General features: G+C 55.9%; 10 protein-coding genes and 1 tRNA gene. 5 read left to right on the top strand and 6 right to left on the bottom strand.

From position 1 onward, the window contains the following. The first annotated feature begins 115 nt into the window (after positions 1 to 115). From E3E11_RS08055 to E3E11_RS08045, 3 genes are all read left to right on the top strand, one after another. Positions 116 to 1912 (top strand): MFS transporter, encoded by a 1797-nt coding sequence (locus E3E11_RS08055; protein WP_141451934.1) that lies wholly within the window; start codon positions 116 to 118, stop codon positions 1910 to 1912. After that, positions 1909 to 2997, top strand: a complete 1089-nt coding sequence (locus E3E11_RS08050; protein WP_141451933.1) for an HlyD family secretion protein — start codon at positions 1909 to 1911, stop codon at positions 2995 to 2997. The genes E3E11_RS08055 and E3E11_RS08050 overlap by 4 nt, the downstream gene beginning before the upstream one ends. Before the next feature lie 166 nt (positions 2998 to 3163). Further along, positions 3164 to 4657, top strand: coding sequence for an efflux transporter outer membrane subunit (locus tag E3E11_RS08045; protein ID WP_141451932.1), 1494 nt, complete (start codon positions 3164 to 3166; stop codon positions 4655 to 4657). A gap of 54 nt (positions 4658 to 4711) precedes the next feature. On the opposite strand, the gene E3E11_RS08040 is transcribed toward E3E11_RS08045, so the two are convergent. Then, complete coding sequence (locus E3E11_RS08040) at positions 4712 to 5179, bottom strand: winged helix-turn-helix transcriptional regulator (protein WP_141451931.1); 468 nt, start codon at positions 5177 to 5179, stop codon at positions 4712 to 4714. 564 nt (positions 5180 to 5743) lie between these two features. Here E3E11_RS08040 and E3E11_RS08035 point away from each other — a divergent pair. Further along, on the top strand, positions 5744 to 6955 hold the full coding sequence (locus E3E11_RS08035; protein WP_196778306.1) for an SMP-30/gluconolactonase/LRE family protein: 1212 nt from the start codon (positions 5744 to 5746) through the stop codon (positions 6953 to 6955). Between the two features lie 37 nt (positions 6956 to 6992). Here the strand turns inward: E3E11_RS08035 and E3E11_RS08030 are convergent, their stop codons facing one another. From E3E11_RS08030 to E3E11_RS08015, 4 genes are all read right to left on the bottom strand, one after another. Beyond that, complete coding sequence (locus tag E3E11_RS08030; protein ID WP_168189228.1) at positions 6993 to 8540, bottom strand: glycosyltransferase family 92 protein; 1548 nt, start codon at positions 8538 to 8540, stop codon at positions 6993 to 6995. Positions 8541 to 8944: 404 nt separating this feature from the next. Next, positions 8945 to 9019: transfer RNA gene (locus E3E11_RS08025), tRNA-Val, on the bottom strand. A gap of 82 nt (positions 9020 to 9101) precedes the next feature. Continuing rightward, positions 9102 to 11021: a hypothetical protein gene (locus tag E3E11_RS08020; RefSeq protein ID WP_141451928.1), complete on the bottom strand. Its 1920-nt coding sequence runs from the start codon at positions 11019 to 11021 to the stop codon at positions 9102 to 9104. 60 nt (positions 11022 to 11081) lie between these two features. Continuing rightward, a complete protein-coding gene (locus E3E11_RS08015; protein WP_141451927.1) occupies positions 11082 to 12071 on the bottom strand; it encodes a mitochondrial fission ELM1 family protein in 990 nt (329 codons plus the stop codon). A gap of 157 nt (positions 12072 to 12228) precedes the next feature. On the opposite strand from E3E11_RS08015, the gene E3E11_RS08010 reads away from it, so the two are divergent. Beyond that, complete coding sequence (locus E3E11_RS08010) at positions 12229 to 13476, top strand: DEAD/DEAH box helicase (protein ID WP_141451926.1); 1248 nt, start codon at positions 12229 to 12231, stop codon at positions 13474 to 13476. Positions 13477 to 13551: 75 nt separating this feature from the next. On the opposite strand, the gene glyA is transcribed toward E3E11_RS08010, so the two are convergent. Next, positions 13552 to 14847, bottom strand: a complete 1296-nt coding sequence (gene glyA / locus E3E11_RS08005) for a serine hydroxymethyltransferase (protein WP_141452268.1) — start codon at positions 14845 to 14847, stop codon at positions 13552 to 13554. Positions 14848 to 15027: the final 180 nt, after the last annotated feature.

The following is a 15027-nucleotide window of genomic DNA, read 5'->3' as shown; positions in this document are numbered from 1 at the left end:
CTGCTCGTGTCCCTGACCGAATACTTTACCTGTCTTCTTTCCAGGCACCGGAGAGCAGAACCGGCAGGAGCTTTCGCACCTGGCAGTTGCCAGAAGTCACCAGGACATCCCGTCCATGCGCACCAAGCCCATTTCTCCCTTACAAGGCCTGTCCTCGGGTTCTGAGAAAAACCGGGGTCCTGGCCCCACGCTGCCACCCGCTTCGCCTCTTTTCAGTCTCCGTCTTGCTGTCGGGCTCTGTGGGGTGCTGCTGGCCGTCCTTCTTGCCGGCTTCAATGAACATGTAACTGAAGGAGGATTGGCTGATCTCGGAGGCGCCCTTCATCTGGGCCATGACGAGGCAACCTGGCTGACGGCGCTTTTTGAAGCTTTCAATATCGCGGCCATGGCCTTTGCCCCCTGGTTTGCCGTGACGTTTTCCATACGTCGCCTGTCCCTGGCCATGATTGCCCTTGCCGCCCTGAGTGCCCTGTGGCTGCCTTTCTGCCCGACACTGGGCACGCTTTATCTGACACGCTGCATCCAGGGCATTGCCTGCGGCTCGCTGCCGCCCCTGCTCATGACGGTGGCTTTGCGTTATCTGCCCCCCAACATCAAAATCTACGGTCTGGGCGCTTATGCGCTCACCTCCACTTTCGGTCCCAATCTCGGGATTCCCCTGACCGGAGTGATTTTCGAATATGCCGGCTGGTACTGGCTGTTCTGGGAAATCATCCCGCTCTGTGTGCTTTCGATGATCGCCATCGGATGGGGGCTGCCCCAGGATCCTCTGCGCCTGGAACGATTCCGTCAGTTCGACTGGGTCGGCATGCTCACAGGACTGCCCGCAATCTGCTTCCTGGTTATCGGACTGGTGGAGGGAGACCGGCTGGACTGGTTTCGTTCCCCCCTCATCACACATCTGCTTTTAGGGGGAAGCGTGCTTTTCATCGCCTTCCTGCTCAATGAATGGCATCACCCCCTTCCGTTTTTCCGCATCCAGCTTCTCAGTTCACGCAACGTATCCGATTCCTTGCTGACCCTGACCGGCGTCCTGATCCTTGATGTCGCCACGCTGCAGGTTCCGGAAGTCTTCCTGACAGATGTTCATCATTACCGCCCCATCCAGATCACGCCTCTGGCCCTGAGGCTGGCTTTGCCGCAACTGATCACTCTTCCGCTGGTTGCAGCTCTCTGCAATTTGCGCCGCGTTGACTGCCGCCATGTGCTTCTGTTGGGCCTGGGCCTGCAGGCGCTTTCCTATTTTCTGGGCACCTGGATCGATTTCGACTGGGTACGGGACAACTTCGATCCCACCATGGCGCTGCAGACCTTCAGCCAGCCGATGATTGTCATTCCCATTCTCATGCTGGCCACCCTGAGCCTGCAGCCTACGGACGGCCCGTTCATTTCCGGCATGTTCAACATGACCAAAGGATTTGCGGCTGCCATTGCGACGGCCCTTCTCAGTGCCCTGCTGCGCCGGCGCGAACAGTACCACTCCACCATGCTGCTTGATCATCATGGGGGGCAGCGCTTTCTCCTGCAGAGCCTCAATGACGGGGCACGGCGTGTGCTGGCCCCTCTCCTGCCGGATCCGGCCGTCCTGAAGCATACATCGACCGTACTGTTTCATGATGACATCCGCACGCAGGCCATCATCCTGACCTGCGCCGATATTTACGTAACCATGATTGGCATCTGTGCTGCCATGTTCGCGCTCAATCTCTTTCTGCCCCTGCGGGTGTATCCGCCGAGTGCGCCCAGGCCTGACCAGAGCGCCCGCAAGCCTTCCAGTCCACCCGAGCAGGTCACTGGCGTTTTCCAGCCGCCTGCAGGGGCCCGCCCGGTTGGCGTGCTTGCGCGCATGGCCCTTGCCGACAGGGTGCTGAAAAATCTTCCCTTCAGAAAAATCAGGAAAACGTCCCTATGAGCCGCAGCCGCCTTCTGTCGGTCCTCGCGACCGCAACTGTTCTGGGGGTCGTCGCCTGGGGGGCTGACCGCCTCATTCTCGGAGATGGTCTCTTCGGTCCTGCCAGCAGCGTTGAAACCAACGATGCCTATGTGACAGCGGATTTCACACTGGTCGCGCCGAAAGTGGCGGGGAGGATTGATCGCGTCATTGCCCAGGACAACGAACGCGTTCGGAAAGGCGAGGAACTCGCCCATATTGAAGATGATGACTACCGTGCAAGCCTTATGGTCGCCCAGGGCAAGACAGGCGCGGCACGGGCGGATGTGGACAATCTGCTGGCAGCCCTGGAACGGCAGAAAGCTGTCATCGCAGGAACGCAGGCGAATGTTCAGGCCGATGAAGCCGCCCTGACCTTCGCCCAACAGAACTCGCGCCGTTATCAGACCCTTTCAATCGGCGGCGCAGCCACGACCGAGCAGCAGCAAAGTGCCGCCACCCAGCGGCGCACCGCCCAGGCCACGCTTGTGCGGGATCAGGCCTCTGTCAAGGCAGCTGAGCGTGAGATGGGGATCATCACTGCCCAGCTGGCACGGGCACGCAGTGTTCTCATGCGCACGGAAGGTGAAGAAAAACAGGCTGAGCTTGACCTGTCCTACTGCACGATTCCGGCACCTTTTTCCGGCGTCGTCGGGGCGCGTGGCGTGCGTGTGGGCGCTTACGTCATGCGTGGCACAGCCCTGATGGCTGTCGTCCCGGTTCAGGAAGCCTACGTTCTGGCCAATTTTCAGGAAACCCAGCTCACGCATGTCCTGCCAGGGCAGAAAGCGCTCATCTGGATCGACACTTTTCCGGACCATCCGCTTCATGCGCATGTGGATTCAATCCCACCCGCCACAGGCGTCGCCTTCGCGCCCATTCAACCTGACAATGCGACCGGGAATTTCACAAAGGTTGTCCAGCGTCTGCCGGTCAAGCTCGTCTTCGATGCCGGACAGCCTCTGACAAAGCGCGTGCGTGTCGGCATGTCAGCGGAAGTGCGCATTGATACCTCGAGCCGTCCTGAAGGCTCTCATGCTGAAGATACGCGTTATGGCTGGAATTGAGTTTAGCGCTCCCGCGCCCCGCGTCTGGTCAGAAAGCCTAGCGTGGCGCCGCATCAGTCGAAAGCCTTTTCCGGGAAAACAGCTTCCGGGAATGCCAGATACAGGCCCTCATGCCGTGATATCTTTACGGTATATTGTCTCTGTCCTGCGGACGTTTCCGCGCATAATGGTACTGGCTTTCGTCTTGGCCGGATGTGCGGTCGGGCCGGATTTTCATCCCCCCAAAGCGAAAGTCCCGAAGGTCTTTCATGAAAATGTTCCACCGGCCGCCAAACACGTCACCGATGGCACGGTCAGGCCAGAATGGTGGCGTCTCTATCACGATCCCCTGCTGACCGAGCTCGAGAAACAGGTGGCAGCCGGCAACCTCGATCTGCGGATCGCAAGCGCCCGGTTCGCCCAGAGTCAGGCAGAGCGCCGCATTGCGGGCGCGATCCAGTTTCCGGCCATTTCCGGCAATGCCTCCTACATGCGCGAACGCGGCAGCCCCAACGGCGTTCTCGGGCTGCTCGGAACCACTGTACCTGACGCTCCCGCCACTATCGCCAATGGCTCGCCGCAGTTCGGCCCTTCCAAGATGGACGGCGCCAAAGGTTCGCCCCCTTTCAATCTGCCGCAATACGGGTTGGGCGCTTCATGGGAGGTGGACCTGTGGGGCCATGTGCGCCGCCAGGTGGAATCGGCAGATGCCGGTGTGCAGGTCAGTGCCAATCAGCGCCGCGATCTTCTGGTCTCTCTCATGGCACGCGCAGCGCTTGATTATATCTCCCTGCGCAGCGTCCAGAATGAAACCCAAATCGTCAAACTCAACATCGACACAGCGCGGCGAAGCGTGGCCCTGACCCGTCTGCGCTTCGCAGCCGGCACGGCAACCCGCGGCGATGTGGCAGAAGCCGCAGGTCAGCTCAGCACCTTTGAAGCACGGCTGCCCCTTCTGCATCGTCAGGAAGCGCATCTTCTCAACGCGCTCAGCTATCTGATCGGCCAGGAGCCGGGTGCGCTGGAAGCCCGTTTGGGCAAACTCCGACCAGTCCCCACAGTGCCGGCGGACATTCCGGTTGGCCTGCCTTCCCAGCTCGTCGAGCGCCGACCTGACATCCGGGCGGCTGCCGCTCAACTGCACGCTGCCACGGCCAATGTCGGCGTTGCGATTGCGGAGTTCTTTCCGCGTGTTACTCTCTCGGGGAGCATGGACATCCAGGCCCTGCATTTCAGCGGCCTCGGCTCCTGGGCTTCACGCCAGTACGGGTTCGGGCCCACGCTCAGTCTTCCCATCTTTCAGGGGGGACGCCTGGTCGGCCAGCTTCGTCTCAGACGGAAGCAGGCCCAGCAGGCCGGATTACAGTTTCAGAATGTTGTTCTGAGCGCCTGGCGGGAAGTTGCAGACGCCATGGCGGATTTCGCGACGGCTCAGCGGCAGTATGAACGCCTGCAGACGGCGGTGAAAGACAACAAGGAGGCTGTTCGCATCGCCCAGCTCCAATATGCCGAAGGATCTGGAGACTTCCTGAATGTTCTGACCCTGCAGAACGCCCTGCTTGCCTCTCAGGAGACCCTTGTTCGCGCCAATGCTGATGTGGCTGCTTCCGTTGCACGACTTTACCAGGCCCTCGGAGGGGGATGGGAATGGCGCTATCCGCTTAAGGAAGGCAAGGGGTAAAGCTGCTCTCAGAGCACTCTGGAAGTCAGCGCGACCCGTCCTGGAACTTGAATTTCAGCATGAACGGACGGAACGCGGTGCTTGCAGCGTCTCTGCACTTCTTGGCTCCAGGGACTGCTGCTGAGTGGCTTTTTTCCAGTAGCTCTCATGGTCATCCCCCCATTCCTTCAGAAGGGTCAGAACCTTTCCCAGTGACTTGCCAAGCGGGGTGAGAGAATACTCCACCCGCAAGGGGACGACAGGAAACACTTCCCGCAGAACCAGGCCATCTGCTTCCAGTTCCCGCAGCTGATTGGTGAGAATGCGTTGTGTCACGCGCGGCATGCGACGACGCAGTTCCCCGAAGCGCAACGTCCCTCCGAGAAGATGCCATAAAACGGCGCCTTTCCATTTACCGTCAATCAGTGACAACGTGGCTTCCACCGCGCATGCGGGGCTGGGAGCCGGATAAGGATGACGGCGCCGACGTGCCGGCAGAGCAGAGGCAGGATCAGCGGAAACAGTCACGGGTGAACCAGGCATTTTCCTTTCTCCTTTGTCTATTTCTTCGTGTGTCTGTTTCATACCCCGGCAGGGCCGTGGCAGCATCTGCGGGGTTAGGCCCATACATTGAAATTTTCGAATCGTTCCAGAAGCTTGGGATCAGAATGACGGTTTCACTTCTGCTGAGCAAATCTTTCAGTACTCCAGGCCCCAATAACACCCCTTCTCCTCTCCCCTAGCGGGAACCTGCGCTCAATTTCTCCTGTCACAAGCCAGTCAATAATTAACCTTCAAAAATAATCTGAGTTATCTCCGGGAAGTTTCAAATTGCAGGAAGTGATTAAATAAACCATTCGAATGGAAACAATTTTGTACCTAATTGCACTCTGCTTCAGGTCAGATAGAAATTGACTGTCATTGTTTCATCTTTAGCGTTCCTTCCCCTAGCTTCTTGAATATGGCCTTTGCCCTGTCCACCCAGACAGAAAAGGGAGGTCTGAGGTCAGACCCTCAAGAACCCGGAACGCTTCAAGGAAGCCCCGTATGTTTTCTTTTTTCCTGGGTTCGGTCCTGAATTTCCCGCGCTCCTTAAAGAGTACACCCTTGCAACGTTGTCTGGTAGGCGGCGTACTGGCGGGAATTTTTCTCGGCAGCGCTGCTTCTTCGGTCGCCCGAGCTGGGTCGCTGCCCCTGCAGCAGGTTGCGCAAACCAGACACATGGTCTGGAACGCTGTCGCCCGGTTTCGGGGCGCCACCCTTGTTGGCGGTCCACGTTGGGCCTGGCCTGCATCAGATAACAGACAGTTTCTCTCAGTGGCCAGCACCGGGGCCGATACTCAGACCCCCTGGCCGGATGCAGACTGGAATTCCTGGCGTCCCGGGGAGGACCCGCGTCATAAATTTGTCAACGTCAACGCGCTCCACATAGCGCCGGATGGCGATTTGTGGATTGTGGATACAGGCACGCCCGTATTCGGAAGCGGCCCGCTGCCGAATGCCGCCAAAGTCGTTCGTATAGACGCGACAAACGGCCAGATTCGGCGCATCTACCCTCTTGGTCCGGAGCTGGCGCTGCCTGGAAGCTATATTGATGATGTCCGCTTTCATGGTCCCTACGCCTTCCTGACCGACGCGGGTCGGCCAGGGCTTCTCGTCCTGAACATGGATACAGGTCAGGCCAGGCGCGTTCTCAACGCTGTGCCTGCGACCACTGCGCAACCCGACCGGCCGATTGTCGTGCCTTTTGCCCCTCCCGGAAGTGCAGATACCACCATTCCCGCCACAACGACCATCGTTCGTGCCCCGGACGGCAAACCTTTACGGATCAACACGGACCCGATTGAGGTCAGTCCGGATGGAAGCTGGCTTTATTTCGGCACGCTGGAAGGTCCCTGGTCGAAAGTCCCCACTGCCGCCTTGGAAAACCCGGACCTTTCCCCCGCCCAGCTGGAGGCACAGGTCAGCCCCTGGGCCAACCTGCCACCTGTCGGCGGGACCGCCATTGATGCCGAGGGCAACCTTTATTTCAGCAATCTCCGCGAGGATGCCGAGCAGGTCCGTGCGCCTGACGGCACGATCAGCACCCTCACCCGCAGCCCGGAACTTCACTGGGTTGATGCACCTTTTCTGGACAGCCAGGGTTTGCTCTGGTTACCGGTTTCACAGCTTGACCGTGCTGCGCCATTCAACAAAGGCCAGACGAGAATTCACTTTCCTGTCCAGCTCTTCCGCATCTCTGTTGCCGGCGTGCCTGCCAGGCTTCATGGAACCGCCCAATATTTAAACCCCTTCAAAATATTTAATGTTAAAAAATGACTTGAAAGATCTATACTCTTCAAAAACTATCTCTCTTTTAGAAAAGATGCTCCCCCATTATGCCTTTACTAACTAATTTAACTACCTCACGTGAAACATCATCTAATGCCGTAATGGCATTAATTTGTAAGGCGCCAAGTTCAGGACTAGGGTTCACCTCTTTAAGAGCTGCTAAACTATTTGCAAGCCCCAGATAAGAAGCAGCCCTAAGAATATGCTTCGGAAGATTTTGTAGTTCTATTGGCTCAAAATGCAGTACTTCCCACCCTAAAGCTCTAATTTTTTTTACCGAATATTCACCTTGTGGCGTAAACCCTAAGAAACGACCAGTCCTAGGATGCGAAAGAAACCCGCTACGGTCTTCCTTACGCCACACTTTAAAGGTTAGCGCAGGTAAAATTCGCGCATCACCTTCAATACGAAAACCTTTTCCATCTTTTGTAAAGAGATGAACGTATCTACTTCCGTGAATATAAATCCCGATAAGTGCTTCTTCAGGATTAATAGATAAGGAAAGCTCCCCTTCATGTGCTCCCAACAAATTTCCAAAAGCATTCTTTATGTTAAAAGCCACGTATGGTTGATTATCGATAGCAATGTCTTTAAAGATATTTCCTTCTAACTTTTCTTCAGAGATCCAGTTTCTGTCAACTTCATGTTGCAAAGGAATATAAGATGGATCGAAAATAGACACATTAGATGGAGTTACTATATGTGCTAGCTCTGCTAGGAAGCCAGAAGGTTTAGCTCTCAAACTTTCAATTAGAATACGTGCCTGCTGATTTGCGAAATGTAACATCCACTCATAAAATTTTACCAATGTCACAGTGGATACAGGATTAAACAGCGAGTTGTACTCTTCACTCTTTGCAACAGTGTGTAAAGGGTCTCCTTTATCCCGTCGAACGTCTTCAATATTTTTATCTCTTTTGACATAGTGTTCTATTGATCTAGATTGATAATGAATAAGGCGGCCTCCTTTCCAAGTAGGAGGATTTGAGGTAAAGCCCCCATGCTCATTCTCCCATTTCACAGATAATCCTTCAGAATCCACACTTTCTCCATGAACAGATACATTATGAACTTGATAGATCTTCTTAGCTAATTTATCGGGGCGGAAGATCACTTTTGTATGGCGATTCCAATATAAATCATTCTTACCATTATATTCATAATTGGTAATTGGCGGTCCTACTGGACGGCTTACATGACCATTTGTACCAACATTGCACCAGTTAAACGCGATTAAAGATGCATTATCAAAATTTCTTAGATAAGATTTTATGCTATTTCCATATAAATCTAAGTATTCATCTGCATCAAAGAAGGAAATCCATTCGAATTCTTTTCCATATTTTGTAACTGCATCATTATAAGCTCGGACTTGTCTGATATTATGTAAGTCATGATTGACCGCATTTCTCATGTAACGGATATCAAGTATTGGGGCTAATGAGAGAATAACCTCTTCCGTGTTATCATCGGAATAATCATCATAGATGATAAACGTATCAAATCCGAGTGCTTTATACCACGCAAGCCAATATATAATTTCTTCTTGCTCGTTTTTTACTACAAGACACACTGCAACCTTCATTAGCCAACCCCCAAGAACATAAATAATTTTTGTATAATGTGTTTAATTTAAGTCTAAAACTGCCTTTGTTGAAATTACTCTTTCCTTGAAGGCGTGTCTAGCATCTGTTGGAATCAGAAACATAACTATTAGCTATATGGAAAAGAGGTTATTGAATTAATTAAAAATCTTATAATAACTTCTATTCTATGCCCACAGTTAAATTTATATAAAAATAATTATAAGGAGACGTATCCACTTATATCTACTTTTAGGATAAATACTTTTATTTTTATATTATATTTATAATGATTTACAAAAATAATTATAATAATTATTTTTCTAAATCTTTGAATGGTCCCTTAAAATATAGCAAAACTTCAAAAAATCATTAGCTTCTTCGCGAAACAGAATGGTGGGTGCGACAGGGATTGAACCTGTGACCCCTGCCGTGTGAAGGCAGTGCTCTACCGCTGAGCTACGCACCCATTCCGGGAAGATTTCTATCAGGCTGCTTTCAGAGTGACAAGAGCCGCCCAGGCAGAAACTGCCAGTGAGACAGGTCTTTGTTCAGAAACCGAACATGTGGTCCAGGGAGAAAGCGCCCTCATCGTTTTCAAGTCCATGATAGCCGAACAGGCGACAGGTCAGATCGCGAATCAGCACATACCCTCCCTCTCCCGCTTCAGTCAGTTCCTGTGGCGTGAACAGCTTGTGGGGGTGCAGAAGCCGCGACCCGCAGGCAGGCAGTGACAGATCACGCTGCGCCAGGGCTTTGCCGTCGCGGCCATACAGATAAAGCCGGGTTTGAGAATCAGGCGCCCCTTCCAGGGAAGCGGGATAAAGCAGATGGCAGAAACTGCGCAGAAATTTCCCTTCCAGCTTCTGGCCCAGTTTGAGAAAAATGCGTGTCGTCAGACCCGGTGGAGGGCCGGCATAGGATTGGGGTTCATTGCGCCAGGTCATGAGGGTGTTGAAGATGTGGCCGCCGAAACTGGTTTCGGCCGTGTGCCGGTTCGTCCGGTGACGGTAGCGCAACATGCCGTGCAGCCAGCCATCCGCTGTGCCGCCATCGCGGAAGTCATAAACCAGGTCCCCATGCCCCTGGCTTTCAGCCAATTCATGCAGGGGCACTGCCTGTTGAAAATCACGTGGCAGATTGCCGAGAAAATGTGAGGCGGTCTGTCGGCCTTCCTCATCATACAGGTCAACGCGCACCGGCAGGTTCCGCACCGTTTCAGTCATCGGGTTGGGTTGCAGCCAGATCTCAAAGTGCCGGGGATCGGGCACGGGAAACGGCAGCAGAATTCCCCGCCCCAGACTGGCAGGCATCCGGGCGATTGCGGGATCGGGCTTCAGGTCTTCGCGCTCGACGTTCAGATGCGCAATGCGGGTCCGTCCTTGCTGGGTTATCTCGTAACGTGGGCGAACGACATGGCGGCCGGCACGCATTTCCAGCTGTGCAGGCCAGCGGACTTCCGGCAGCAATGCCCCCACATCCACAGCCAGGGTGGCATATGGGGGAATTTCCTCTGCAACTGCCGCCCCTTCTTCAGTCCCCATACGGTTGAAGGAGAGGCTGCCTGCCGGAATGGGCGTGCCATGACTGTTCTGCACCCAGACGGTCATCTGCTCATCCTGATCCGGTGCCGGAAGAGAGCCATACCGCCTGGCAGGCCAGGCATTGGCGTCATGCGTGACTGAAAGGCTCGGATTGCCGTACCGGCCGAAAGTATCAAGCGCATATTTCACCACGTCATGACCGGCTGCACCGAGAACATGGATGAAAAGCTGTCCGGTAAAGGGCGCGAGATTGAAGCGCTGACGGATTTCAGCACTGTCCACGATCACGCCTGAGGCAGGATTTTCCGCTCTTGTTTCCCATCTGGCCAGTTCACGCCCGGCTTCATCAAAGAGCAAAAACCAGTAAAGCGGTCTTTCCGTGCCGTAATTCGACCAGTAATTGGCCGTGACAAGACGGGTCGAGAAAACACCGTCGTCTCTGAAAAAGGCAAAATTCGTTGCGAAATTGTGCCGGTCAAGATAAGGCCGCCCCCGCTTGAGGAATTTTTCAGGCAGGCGCGCTTTTCCCAGGGTATGAAGTAGAACGCCGTCCAGCAGTGGCTGCAGGCGGGCGGACATTTTTCCTTCTTCGAAGGACAGCGCCACCACCGCATCGATATCCAGGCTGCCCACATCCACGAGCGCTGTTTTCTGCCCGTTGCGGGAAGTAGCTCCTGAGTCCGGACTGGCCTTCAGCCCATCAGGCAGCCCGACCTGTTCGCTGTCATGGGTAAGATAAAAGCTGGGCCGGAATTCGGGATAGAGTCCCTGGAAGGTGGGCAGGTACCCTTCCGGATCATAAACGGCGACCCGTTTGTCCTTGATCTCTGCAAGCAGTTCCAGAATGGGCCCCACTGCCAGCGGATGCGCCAGGGCCTTGTAAAGCACGTTGCCGCCTTGGGGGCCGAAAGTCTGGACGTCGAGCATCAGAACTTCTTTCCTGTTGAGCCTGTTGAAGTCTTCTCCGTCTGGGCCGGTCAGGCAGTGTCAGGAGAAGCCCGCGCCAAACAAACGACGGCACATTTCTCGGGCCGCCAAACTCGTATCGTCAACCCTTTCATGGGCAACTGTCGAAAAACTCATGTTTTCGAAATTCTTTCCGCCAAAATCCTGCACTCTTCCAAGGCCCTTCAACGTTGCGGCAAAAGCGCTAAGCCGCCTGGAACGGCCCGGCAGCGCCAGCAGCCCCACAGGCGCGGTGGTGGCAACAGCCTCCGATATCATCGAAACACTGTCCACGGTTACGGCCAGCATGTCCGCACAGCTTAGCACGCCGACATAAGGATTATCCGCCCCCTGTCCCTGCCATATCCTGCACTTCGTCCCAGACAGTTCTGCAGCCATTACCCGGAGTGCCTGCGGGCTGGTGCGGCGTGAAGGCACCAGGGCGCATCCCATGCCTGTCCGCTCCAGGAAAACCCTGATACGTCTTCCCAGCGCCAGGGCTTCGGGTTCACCGAAGCGGTACCGTCCATTGGTGCCGCCCAGGAGAACGCCCAGGAGCTTTTCCCCACCCACCCGCAAGCGCGCCTCCCATTTTTCCCGTGCTGCGGCCAGGCGCGCGGGGGTCATGTCATGCAGCGCAGTGCGCACTTCAATGACGTTATCGCCTTTTACTGCGTCATGCGCATTGGCGATCACCAGGGAAAAATCCTGCCGATGCCGGCGTGGATCCTGTATCTGCACGACCGGCACCCCACACGCCCGACCGATCTGGCGTCCCAGATCACCTCCCCTGCCGCCGATGCTGATGACCAGGTCAGGTACAGGGTCAAAATGAAACCCATCCGCCTTTTTTCTTCCTGATTGCGCTCTGAGCCAATGCAGGGGCAGGCGGGATTTCACTCTTTGGGGCACAGCGTGAAAGCTCCAGCTCATGGCGGCCCGTTCTGCCAGGCCCTGCCCCTGAGCATGCATTCCGGCAAAATCTTCCGCCACGATCAGGGCATGTTTCCGCCACCCGGGCTGTGCAGTCATCGCGTTACAGTCTTCCACCTTTCATTCTCCTGCATAGCCATTTTTTTCGGCTCTCACACTCTGTCCTCTGTACTGATGGACCCTGTAGAGGAAATCCCTTCAGGGACATTTGCTTTTTCCCATCCCCCACACAGCGACGATATGGCAAGAGGGAATCATGACAACCGATCCCTCTTCTGCCGTCCCTGCCACCCAGCCCACCTTCAGCCAGCTGGGCCTGTCGTCACTTTTATGCAGCGCAGCTGAAAAAGCAGGCTTCAAACGCCCCACGGCTGTTCAGCAAGCCGCTGTGCCGGCGCTTCTTGAAGGACGCGATGTGCTTCTGCCAACCCAGACGGGGAGCGGAAAAACCGCTGCTTTTGTCCTGCCGGCCCTGCAGCTGCTGGCGGACACGGCACAGGAACAGGCCGGGAGCTATCGCCCTCCCCGCGTTCTCATCCTGGTGCCGACGCGTGATCTGGCCATGCAGACCGCCACGCTCTGCCGCCAGCTCGGCCGCCAGCTGCCGATTCGTACCCGTGTTCTCTGCGGCGGCATGGATCGTGCCCTGCAGTGCCGCTCTCTTCAGGAAGGCGTTGATATCGTGGTCGGCACCCATGGCAGGTTGCTTGACCTGGCCCATGAAGGCGCGCTTGACCTGAGCGAAATCTCCTATCTCGTGCTTGACGAGGCGGACCGGCTGCTGGACGAGGAATTCACCGACGCCATGACCGCTCTGGCACGTTATTTTCCCGATCATCCGCAAACCGTTTTCTGCTCGGCAACTCTTTCAGACGATGTGATGGTCTTTGCCCGCAAGGTCACGCGTGATCCGGTGGCCATAGAGGGAACGGATGAAACGGTCACGCCCAAACGCCTGCGCCAGCGCGCTGTGTTTGTCAGCGAAAACGACAAAGCGGCCCTGGTGGAGAAAATCTTCCGGGAGCGCTTCCTGAGCTCACAAATCTCTAGCGGCTCCGCAAAAGATCGCCGGAAAGATGGACCTGACGGCGCAGCTGACAAAGGACGCTGCATTGTCTTTACCCGCACGAAGAAAGAGGCAGACACACTTGCGCGGCGCCTGGGCCAGCTCGGCCAGACGGCCATGGCTCTTCATGGCGGGCTGGGCCAAGGCGAGCGGCGCAAGGTGCTTGAACGTTTCAAAAATACGCCTGCGGCTGTCCTGGTCACCACAGATATCGCTGCACGGGGCCTGGATATTGATGATGTCACGCTGGTGCTCAATGTCGACATGCCGTCAACGCCTGAGACCTATATTCACCGTATCGGCCGCACAGCCCGTGCCGGCCAGAAAGGGCGCACTCTTTCCCTGGTCACGCCAGAGGAAAGAGGGCTGCTGCGTGATGTGGAACGCCATATTCAGCACCGTATCCGGATCGTCACGCCGGAAACGCTTCAAGACTGAAAAAGGCTCTTCGTCTCCCCTTTCAACCTGCCTTCAGCCCTGCCGCCTGCTTTGAACCGGTAAAAACCGGAAAGTTCAGGCGCTGGGCTGCGTATAGATGGGGAAACGCCTGCAGAGCGCCTGTACTTCTGCCTGGACCCTTTCAAGAGTGGCCGGATCTTCTTCCCCCGCTGAAAGAACTTCATCAATCATGCGCCCGATCTGGCGGAATTCCTCTTCTCTGAAACCCCGCGTTGTGGCAGCCGGGCTGCCCAGACGGATGCCGGAAGTCACGAAAGGCTTTTCCGGATCAAACGGCACGGAGTTCTTGTTGGCCGTAATGCCGGCGCGTTCCAGCAGGGCTTCCGCCTGCTTGCCTGTCACGCCCTTGGGCCGCAGATCCACCAGAACGAGATGGCTGTCCGTTCCGCCTGTTACGATATCGAAACCCCGATGGGTCAGCTCGTCAGCCAGGGCCTGGGCGTTGGCCAGCACCTGTTGCTGGTAATTTCTGAAATCCGGCTTCAGCGCCTCGCCGAAGGCAACGGCCTTGCCGGCGATCACCTGCATGAGCGGGCCGCCCTGCAGGCCAGGGAACACGGCAGAATTGATCTTCTTTGCCAGTTCAGGCGAATTGGTCATGATCACCCCTCCCCGTGGACCGCGCAGGGTCTTGTGGGTCGTGGAGGTCGTGACATCCGCATAAGGCACTGGATTGGGGTAAAGGCCGGCCGCCACCAGCCCGGCGTAATGGGCCATATCCACCATCAGTGCTGCGCCCACTTCATCAGCGATGCGGCGGAAACGGGCGAAGTCTATCTGGCGCGGATAAGCCGAAGCGCCCGCGACAATAAGGCGCGGTCTGTGCTCGCGGGCCAGACGTTCCATCTCTTCATAATCCAGCGTGCCATCCTCAGCGCGGACGCCATACTGAATGGCTTCGAACCATTTGCCGGAATAATTGGGCGCAGCCCCATGGGTCAGATGACCCCCTGCCGCCAGGCTCATGCCCAGAATCTTGTCGCCGGGTTTGACCAGCGCCATGAAAGCGGCCTGGTTGGCATTGGCGCCGCTATGGGGCTGCACATTGGCAAATTCCGCGCCGAAAAGCTTTTTAAGGCGTTCGATAGCCAGCGCTTCGACCTTGTCCACCTCCACGCAACCGCCATAGTAACGTCGGCCCGGTAGTCCTTCGGCATATTTGTTGGTCAGAACCGAGCCCTGCGCTTCCATTACCGCAAAAGACGTCATGTTCTCTGAAGCGATGAGTTCGATTCCATCCTGCTGGCGTGTCAATTCCGCTTTCAGAACAGCTTCCACTTCCGGGTCGCGCTGCCCGAGAGAGGCGTGGAAAAATGACTTCAGGTCAGCCTGAGAGGCGTGCTCGGCCATCGTCGTCTTCAACTCCGCGTGAGATTTAAGCTCCATGCACTATAGTGCTTAAGCCTGAGTCCGTCTATCTTGCCCTCTTCGCCATGAGCTTCAGAAATCCTCTTCCGGTCATGGCTTTATCACCCGTGACGGCCCGCAGATCAGCGCGCCCTGGCCCACCTGCTTTTTACCGGTTCCAAG

Origin of the sequence: Oecophyllibacter saccharovorans (assembly GCF_006542375.1) — a bacterium.
Taxonomy (GTDB): Bacteria; Pseudomonadota; Alphaproteobacteria; order Acetobacterales; family Acetobacteraceae; genus Oecophyllibacter; species Oecophyllibacter saccharovorans.
This window is presented reverse-complemented; position numbering and strand designations above follow the sequence as displayed.

What these genes read in the sequence shown, in the direction of transcription:
- E3E11_RS08015 (WP_141451927.1), bottom strand. Translation starts at nt 12,071, where the DNA reads ATGACTGCACAGCCCGGGTGGCGGAAACATGCCCTGATCGTGGCGGAA.
- E3E11_RS08050 (WP_141451933.1), top strand. Translation starts at nt 1,909, where the DNA reads ATGAGCCGCAGCCGCCTTCTGTCGGTCCTCGCGACCGCAACTGTTCTG.
- E3E11_RS08020 (WP_141451928.1), bottom strand. Translation starts at nt 11,021, where the DNA reads ATGCTCGACGTCCAGACTTTCGGCCCCCAAGGCGGCAACGTGCTTTAC.
- E3E11_RS08045 (WP_141451932.1), top strand. Translation starts at nt 3,164, where the DNA reads ATGGTACTGGCTTTCGTCTTGGCCGGATGTGCGGTCGGGCCGGATTTT.
- glyA (WP_141452268.1), bottom strand. Translation starts at nt 14,847, where the DNA reads ATGGCCGAGCACGCCTCTCAGGCTGACCTGAAGTCATTTTTCCACGCC.
- E3E11_RS08040 (WP_141451931.1), bottom strand. Translation starts at nt 5,179, where the DNA reads ATGCCTGGTTCACCCGTGACTGTTTCCGCTGATCCTGCCTCTGCTCTG.
- E3E11_RS08010 (WP_141451926.1), top strand. Translation starts at nt 12,229, where the DNA reads ATGACAACCGATCCCTCTTCTGCCGTCCCTGCCACCCAGCCCACCTTC.
- E3E11_RS08055 (WP_141451934.1), top strand. Translation starts at nt 116, where the DNA reads ATGCGCACCAAGCCCATTTCTCCCTTACAAGGCCTGTCCTCGGGTTCT.